Source organism: Rossellomorea aquimaris (assembly GCF_020172085.1).
Lineage (GTDB): Bacteria > Bacillota > Bacilli > Bacillales > Bacillaceae_B > Rossellomorea > Rossellomorea aquimaris_E.
Genome location: NZ_JAIVAT010000016.1, coordinates 1 through 5226, shown reverse-complemented (window position 1 = coordinate 5226; position 5226 = coordinate 1). Strand labels below are relative to the sequence as shown.

General features: G+C 38.3%; 3 protein-coding genes, 1 rRNA gene and 1 pseudogene. 3 read left to right on the top strand and 2 right to left on the bottom strand.

The features are described from left to right. Together rrf and LCL96_RS23740 are read left to right on the top strand one after the other, a co-directional pair. Nucleotides 1–95, top strand: a 5S ribosomal RNA gene (gene rrf, locus LCL96_RS23260); the annotation flags it as partial. Between the two features lie 582 nt (nt 96–677). Then, nucleotides 678–1214 (top strand): annotated as a pseudogene (locus LCL96_RS23740) (enolase C-terminal domain-like protein); the annotation flags it as partial. 188 nt (nt 1215–1402) lie between these two features. Here LCL96_RS23740 and LCL96_RS23250 read toward each other — a convergent pair. Continuing rightward, entirely contained in the window at nt 1403–1849 is a 447-nt protein-coding gene (locus LCL96_RS23250; RefSeq protein ID WP_224945671.1) for a hypothetical protein, read from the bottom strand. Between the two features lie 289 nt (nt 1850–2138). Further along, nucleotides 2139–3491: a GntP family permease gene (locus LCL96_RS23245; protein WP_224945669.1), complete on the bottom strand. Its 1353-nt coding sequence runs from the start codon at nt 3489–3491 to the stop codon at nt 2139–2141. A 291-nt stretch (nt 3492–3782) separates the two neighbouring features. On the opposite strand from LCL96_RS23245, the gene LCL96_RS23240 reads away from it, so the two are divergent. After that, nucleotides 3783–4628: a MurR/RpiR family transcriptional regulator gene (locus tag LCL96_RS23240; RefSeq protein WP_224945666.1), complete on the top strand. Its 846-nt coding sequence runs from the start codon at nt 3783–3785 to the stop codon at nt 4626–4628. Nucleotides 4629–5226: the final 598 nt, after the last annotated feature.

Genomic DNA, 5226 nt, shown 5'->3' with positions numbered 1-5226 from the left:
TCACACCCGTTCCCATGCCGAACACGGAAGTTAAGCTCTTCAGCGCCGATGGTAGTTGGGGGATCTCCCCCTGTGAGAGTAGGACGTCGCCAGGCAAATAGAAAAAGAGTAGCTCATTGAGAGTTACTCTTTTTTTGGTTTGAATGGAAGTTCAAAGAACCTGTGGTTCTAGTAATTCCTCTATAGGTGTACTGCGAGGGTAGTTAGCTGGATGATCAGTATAAATAATTTAACGAGGTGTAAATAAAATTCGACATCCTGGAATGATTATTTGAAATTTCGTATGATTATTCCTAATCGGGAATGAAAAAATCCTTTCTCGCAAGAAAACAGTATATCCCCATGATTCCTATCTCAAAGGTATCTATCAGGAATCCTTTTCACCTTATCCATTTCGTAATTATCATTTAACCTCATATTTTCCAACTAAAACATGGCATGACGAAATAAAAAAATGATAGTATCCCCACACGAAGATTTGAAGGTGTGAAAGAGTCAAAAAGTTTCGGTACTTATCACTAGCCTCAGCCTTCAGCACCGATGGTAGTTGGGCCTTCCCCCCCTGTGAGAGTAGGAGGTTGCCAGTCAAATATGTGAAAAGAATAGCTCATAGAGAGTTACTCTATTATGTTTTAAGAACTATTAGTTTTCAATCCACCCTCATTCGAAGCGCTTTATTGACGATCCCGATTGCAACAGGGGAAAGAATGTTCTCCCGAATTGACTTTAAACGGTTACTGGAAGATGGCTATGTAGACATTATCCAGCCTGACTTATCTCATGAGGGTGGAATTACAGAGTGTAGAAAAATCTTTTCAATGGCTGAAGCGTATGACGTGGCGGTTGTCCCTCATTGTCCAATAAGTCCGATTGTGCTTGCGTCATGCTTGAAGCTGATGCTATTCACATAACGTCTTCATCCAAGGCAAAGCCTGGGTATTGATTATTATCAGGGCAGTGACTTACTTGAGGCATTGGTCATGGCCCTTGAAGAGCAGGATATTGCTGGTGCTGCACTTGATGTGGTTGAACATGAACGGATTCCTAAGGGACATCCATTCCTGCAAATGGGGAATGTCATTTTGAATCCGCATGTCTCTTGGTATTCAGAGGAATCCCAAGGGGAGTTAAAAAGAAAAACGGCTGAAAATGTGGCGAATGTTATTAGAGGAGAGCTGCCCCGTTATATCGTAAATCGAGAGGTTATTGGATAAGATTTAATAAAGGACGATTGTAACTAACGGGTTCTAATTTGAAGTACAACTTTCAAACTCATAAGCGAAAGGGTAGAGTTATTTGCATACAAAATGGTCAGGGTTTGAGATGCCACTGACCATTTTGTATGATGTTTTATTCAACTAAAGCCTCAGGTACTGGCTTAAAGGAGTTGTCCAGAAAAGTCTTAATTATTTTTCCACCCTACAAACCAAGCATCGTTAAGATATTCGTTCCACTCTAAAGTGAAATTTTTTGCTTCAATTTTTATACTGCAAAAAGTCCCCGTATTCCTATTAGCACACAAAATATCAAATGAAAAATAATCACCCATACGGATCTGGTCTAATCTTAATATCTCCAACTCACCTAAGTCGGTAATGAATACTTGCTGATTTGATCCATCATCTAAATGGTTAATAGCCTTATTCAAACTTACTCCATTAAATAATAACCTAGACCTTCCTGTTGATTTAGCTACATTATAGGGATTGAGTGGATGTTCTTCAGAAATATAAACATACTCTAATCCAAATAAAACAGTTTCATCTTCGAGCTTTATACTCTCAACCAAACAATCGTGAAAGCTTAAATATTCAATATAGTCATTAGAAGTATTGTATTTCCAGTTCATTGGTTTCCACCTGCGTCCTCCTACATATTTCAAATACCGATGAGCCACTCTAATAATTGAAGATTTAGTTCTTTGATTCTATCAAACATATACTACCCTTAGTTTAAGTAACTACATTTATCCAGGAAATTGAACCACAACATCTTATGAATAGAAAATTCCATCTGCTTTTTAGGATGCGTTTAATTTTAGCAGTTACGCAAAAATTTCCGAGAAAACACTGATAAAACAAGAAAAAAAGAAATCACTTTTCTACAAAGTAACTTCTTATTGTCTGTATAGAGTTCTTCTACATCATAAATAGGCTGAGCAGCAGTACAACACTAAAACCAACAAGTGCAATAAGTGTCTCCATTATCGTCCAAGACCTGAGCGTATCTTTCACATCCATTCCTAAGTAGCGATTGACCAGCCAAAAACCGGAATCGTTTACATGTGAGAGTATGGTTGACCCTGAAGCAATGGCAATGACAAACAAGCCTAATTGCGGCCCTGTATACCCAAGATCTGAAATGAGCGGGGCAAGCAGGCTGGCGGTAGTGATCATGGCAACCGTAGCAGATCCTTGTGCAATACGGACAATCGCTGCAATCAGAAAAGCCAAGAGAAGGGACGGTAGACTTGAGGCTATCATTAAACCAGCCAACTCGTTCCCTACACCTGAATCCATTAACACCTGTTTGAAAACCCCGCCTGCTCCCGTGACAAGAATGATTATACCTGCGGGTTCCAGAGCTTTATTTGCTATAAACTGAACCTCTTGCCGTGAATAACCAAGTCTGACCCCCAGAAAATAAAAGGACAACAGAGTAGCGATCAGTAATGCTACAATGGGGTGGCCAATAAACGTTAATAAATGATAGATTGCAAGATCTTGAGGAAGTAGCAGACTTGATAGTGTATTTAATAGAATCAAAAATAGCGGGACAAGTATAATTCCGATCAGGACTTTTAAGCTTGGAGAGTCCTGATCATGGTCTTCTGAATCTCTCTCTTCACTATTCATATACTCTGGGATGCTGATATGTATTCTGTTACTGATGAATTTTCCGAATAAAGGCCCCGCAATAATCATCGCAGGAATCCCGGCTAACGTACCAAAGAGTATTACCCAGCCAATATCAGCGCCAATTAATTCTGCTACGGCAACCGGACCTGGAGTAGGCGGAATGAAACTATGGGTGACAGCCAATCCAGCCAGTAACGGAATCCCGTAATAAAGTAAAGAACGCCCGGACCTCCTGGCCAATCCATAAATGATTGGAACAAGTAAGATAAAGCCAACATCAAAGAAAACGGGGATCGCAATGAGAAATCCAGTTAAACTAAGCGCTAATGGAGCCTTCTTTTCACCGTACCGTTTAATCAGTGAGGAAGCAATCTTCTCGGCACCCCCGGATACTTCTAACATTTGGCCAAACATGGCCCCCAAGCCGACGATGACGGCAACAAAACCTAATGTACTGCCCAATCCGATTTGAATGGATATCAGTACATTCTGCAAAGGCATCCCTGCACCGATCCCCACAAGTAAACTGACAAGCAACAAAGCGACAAATGCATGAAGCTTTGTGCGAATAACTAAATATAATAATGCAAAAATCCCTGATAATGCTACAATGATGGGTATAGAAGTGGACACGTTGGTTCCCCCCTATCTATTTACGTTTTGTAGTCAAAAATAACCAATAAAGTAATCGCTCACAATGCAGAAAAAGTCACAAAAGATTATCTTCATCAAGTATATAACGAAAAAATTTTTTTCAATAGGCTTTTTTATGATTAAATCCCTATAAGTCTAAATTAATCAGGTAATGATCAACTATTCTATACGGATACGAAACCTGTATAAAACAATAGTTGAAATATTTTTCTTACATAAAAAGTGGTATAATGAAAGTCATAAAAATGAAACTTCTAAGAGGTGGAAAACATGAATCAACCTCAGCAATGTATATCAAGAGTTCGAATGCAATACCCTGATTTCAGTCAAAAAGAAAAGATGATCGCAGATTATATATTGAATTCTCCAGAAAACTTCATTCATAAAACCATTGACCAGGTTGCTGAAGAACTCGATGTAGCGATTTCGACCGTCTTTCGATTTGCGAAAACAGTCGGTTTCAAGGGTTTCCAGGCAATGAAAATTACGTTAGCATCAGAAATCTCAGAGTCAATGAAAGTGATCGCGGAAGAAAGAATCCTTGAAAATGACAATGAGCAAGCCATAACGGAGAAAATATTCAACAATAATATTCGAATGTTTAAAGAAACAATCGATGTGATGGATTTTTCTTCTATAAAAAAAGCCGTAAACCTTATCATTCAAGCCAATAGGGTAGAATTCTACGGATCCGAGTCCTCGTCCCTCGTCGCCCAGGATGCCCATCATAAATTCATAGGCTCAGGGATTTCCACTTCTGCGTATAGTGATACACATATTCAGTTAAAAGCAGCCACCCAGCTTACAGAAAATGATGTAGCGATCTTTATTTCCTCCTCCGGTTTAAATAATGAAAGTGAACGGGTCCTGCAAACCGTTAAAGACAACGGTGCAAAAATAATTTCTATTACTAACAGTGCGAATGCGAAGCTGAACAAGTTATCAGATATCGTATTAAGAACCGGTTCAGTGAATAATAGTGGAGGAAGCGGTGAAGTGGACAGCTTCTCAAGAATCGTTCAACTAAGTCTAATTGATTCACTTTATATGAACGTAATGGGAGCTAAGAAGAGTGGGAAAGGAAAAAATCCACTAGGGAAATTATTCAAGAAATAAACAATGATAAAAAAGCCTTTCTAGGATACTAGAAAGGCTTTTGGTTTTTAGAGACTCTATCATTTCTTTTCGCAAAGAGGGGGTAAAGCCCAAGTGGACCCTGTATAAAGGTTAGGGGATTGTTTTCCTAAGCTATTAAGAAGCTCCTATTCTTGTTAGATAAGGACGCTTATTCTATCTTGTTAATAATAGTTTCATAAAAAGATTGTATTACAACATAAATATATGGTATTCTTTTTATTCGTCTCCTAAAAAGTGACTTACTTTTTGTTTATAAAGGCACTTAATGAAATTAAGATGTCTAATAGGCATAGTAGTCGACAGTTGGTTGTGATGATAGTTCATTTTCACGTTTATAGAATCTCATTGTGGGTAAAGTTAAGCTACAATACTAAACATTCATAATGTTGCGAAAGATATTTTTTAAAAAATACAGAAAAGAAGTTGACTTCTACGAAGTTAGCTGGTAAAGTATTATTTGTTGCCGCAAACGAGCAACACAACATGAAAACTTGATTAAAACTTCTTTTAAAAAGTTGTTGACAACAAGTTATCAAACATGTAATATAGTAAGGGTCGCTTCGAAAGAAGCACTCAC